Here is a 3217-nt window from a genome sequence, read left to right as displayed (position 1 = left end):
CCTATAAGCCACCCATCGAGACGGCGCCGCCGCTGAGCGGCGCCTCTTCTGCGCTTCCTAAGGACGCTGGGGCTGAGGCCGGTTCGCCGGGTGAAGTTCTGTCGGTTTTGTTGAAGCCCTGCTGTTTGAAAATTGAAGACAGAAAGAGAAACGTGGACGGCGAGTTCTTGCGGATCTGGGCTTAGGCCTAGGTCGAACGAGACTTCGGTGTGCTGCGTTTATACAAGAGCCATCGCGGGTTACTTCGGTAATCTGTAGATGTCTCCGTCAATACGCAGTGCGATGCCGGAACAAAATCTCATCCAATCTGAGAGTTTGATCCTGGCTCAGAGCGAACGCTGGCGGCAGGCTTAACACATGCAAGTCGAACGGGCACTTCGGTGCTAGTGGCAGACGGGTGAGTAACACGTGGGAACGTACCTTTCGGTTCGGAATAATTCAGGGAAACTTGGACTAATACCGGATACGCCCTTCGGGGGAAAGATTCATCGCCGATAGATCGGCCCGCGTCTGATTAGCTAGTTGGTGAGGTAATGGCTCACCAAGGCGACGATCAGTAGCTGGTCTGAGAGGATGATCAGCCACATTGGGACTGAGACACGGCCCAAACTCCTACGGGAGGCAGCAGTGGGGAATATTGGACAATGGGCGCAAGCCTGATCCAGCCATGCCGCGTGAGTGATGAAGGCCTTAGGGTTGTAAAGCTCTTTTGTCCGGGAAGATAATGACTGTACCGGAAGAATAAGCCCCGGCTAACTTCGTGCCAGCAGCCGCGGTAATACGAAGGGGGCTAGCGTTGCTCGGAATCACTGGGCGTAAAGGGCGCGTAGGCGGACTTTTAAGTCGGGGGTGAAAGCCCAGGGCTCAACCCTGGAATTGCCTTCGATACTGGGAGTCTTGAGTTCGGAAGAGGTTGGTGGAACTGCGAGTGTAGAGGTGAAATTCGTAGATATTCGCAAGAACACCAGTGGCGAAGGCGGCCAACTGGTCCGATACTGACGCTGAGGCGCGAAAGCGTGGGGAGCAAACAGGATTAGATACCCTGGTAGTCCACGCCGTAAACGATGAATGCCAGCCGTTGGGGAGCTTGCTCTTCAGTGGCGCAGCTAACGCTTTAAGCATTCCGCCTGGGGAGTACGGTCGCAAGATTAAAACTCAAAGGAATTGACGGGGGCCCGCACAAGCGGTGGAGCATGTGGTTTAATTCGAAGCAACGCGCAGAACCTTACCAGCTTTTGACATGTCCGGTTTGATCGACAGAGATGTCTTTCTTCAGTTCGGCTGGCCGGAACACAGGTGCTGCATGGCTGTCGTCAGCTCGTGTCGTGAGATGTTGGGTTAAGTCCCGCAACGAGCGCAACCCTCGCCCCTAGTTGCCATCATTAAGTTGGGAACTCTAGGGGGACTGCCGGTGATAAGCCGCGAGGAAGGTGGGGATGACGTCAAGTCCTCATGGCCCTTACAGGCTGGGCTACACACGTGCTACAATGGCGGTGACAATGGGCAGCGAAAGGGCGACCTCGAGCTAATCCCAAAAAGCCGTCTCAGTTCAGATTGCACTCTGCAACTCGAGTGCATGAAGGTGGAATCGCTAGTAATCGTGGATCAGCATGCCACGGTGAATACGTTCCCGGGCCTTGTACACACCGCCCGTCACACCATGGGAGTTGGGTTTACCCGAAGGCGTTACGCTAACCGCAAGGAGGCAGGCGACCACGGTAGGCTCAGCGACTGGGGTGAAGTCGTAACAAGGTAGCCGTAGGGGAACCTGCGGCTGGATCACCTCCTTTCTAAGGTAGAGGACTTCACGAAGCTTGCTTCGTATCGACCTCTCTTCAGAACAAAGGGACCAGATCAGGTCCCAACATGCGGAACTTGCCGTCTTCGTTTCTCTTTCTCTTTCCGGGCGAATGCGCTGGATTGACTTGGACATTGGTCCTTGTCTCCGGGCATTCTGGGCCAAGCCAGGCTTTGGCCGGTCGATCTTGGGATCGATTTGCCTTGGGCCTGTAGCTCAGTTGGTTAGAGCGCGCGCTTGATAAGCGTGAGGTCGGAGGTTCAAATCCTCCCAGGCCCACCAGTCATCGAGCGCCGAGCTGTCCGACGAGCCGCGGTTTCTTCGAGCCCCTGGGCTCGCAAGGCCGACCGGCCGCCGCGCCTGATGGCGCGTCACTTTACCCAAAACGGGGCCATAGCTCAGTTGGGAGAGCGGTAGCTTTGCAAGCTTCAGGTCGTCGGTTCGATCCCGTCTGGCTCCACCAAATCCGGAAAGTATTCAAGTTTCGTCATCATCGGCAACGATGGTTACGCTGCTGTTTGTCATTGTGAAGAGGGAATGTATTCGAGAGCTGCTCATCCTGCAGCGAGCGGAATGTCCGACACCATCGGCTTCTGTTAAATCGGGTACATTCGGCAAGCATAAATGGTCTTTCTGATCATATGTTCAGCGAATTTGTTTCGCGGACATCGATCATGAGAACGATCAAGTGCCTTAAGAGCATTCGGTGGATGCCTTGGCGCTGAGAGGCGATGAAGGACGTGATACGCTGCGATAAGCCGTGGGGAGCTGCGAATGAGCTTTGATCCGCGGATTTCCGAATGGGGAAACCCACCTTCGATCTCTGTTATTCCAAGGACAGGCTTTCGGGTCTGTTTTTGAGCTAACAGAGATCACAAGAAGGTATTGAACTCTGAATACATAGGGGTTCAAAGCTAACCCAGGGAACTGAAACATCTAAGTACCTGGAGGAAAGGACATCAACGAGACTCCGTTAGTAGTGGCGAGCGAACGCGGACCAGGCCAGTGCCTGACTGTAAGTTACCGGAAGTGGTTGGGAAACCACGCATTAATGGGTGATAGCCCCGTACGGATCTGCGAACAGTTGGGACATGAGTAAGGCGGGACACGTGAAATCCTGTCTGAACGTGGGGGGACCACCCTCCAAGCCTAAGTACTCCTCAGCGACCGATAGTGAACAAGTACCGTGAGGGAAAGGTGAAAAGCACCCCGACGAGGGGAGTGAAACAGCACCTGAAACCGAATGCTTACAAACAGTGGGAGCTCAAGGTTCGTCCTGGGTGACCGCGTACCTTTTGTATAATGGGTCAGCGACTTAATCTGACGAGCAAGCTTAAGCCGGTAGGTGTAGGCGCAGCGAAAGCGAGTCTGAACAGGGCGTTCAGTTCGTCGGATTAGACCCGAAACCGGGTGATCTAG

Annotated in this window: 1 protein-coding gene, 2 tRNA genes and 2 rRNA genes (1 of these 5 only partly in view); all 5 read left to right on the top strand. The window is 54.7% G+C overall.

The window, feature by feature from the left end; genetic code table 11:
• Nucleotides 1-185: hypothetical protein (locus AC1DDA_RS27240; protein ID WP_476798078.1), on the top strand; the 185-nt coding region annotated here is incomplete at its 5' end.
• A 118-nt stretch (nucleotides 186-303) separates the two neighbouring features.
• Nucleotides 304-1790: ribosomal RNA gene (locus AC1DDA_RS27235) — 16S ribosomal RNA — on the top strand.
• Nucleotides 1791-2003: 213 nt separating this feature from the next.
• Nucleotides 2004-2080 (top strand) — tRNA-Ile (locus AC1DDA_RS27230).
• Between the two features lie 105 nt (nucleotides 2081-2185).
• Nucleotides 2186-2261: transfer RNA gene (locus tag AC1DDA_RS27225), tRNA-Ala, on the top strand.
• A 219-nt stretch (nucleotides 2262-2480) separates the two neighbouring features.
• Nucleotides 2481-3217: ribosomal RNA gene (locus AC1DDA_RS27220) — 23S ribosomal RNA — on the top strand; it runs 2070 nt beyond the window's last position.
• The 16S and 23S rRNA genes sit together here with 2 tRNA genes alongside, the layout of an rRNA operon.

The sequence above is a fragment of the Allobosea sp. 10N428 genome (assembly GCF_056394545.1).
This window is presented reverse-complemented; position numbering and strand designations above follow the sequence as displayed.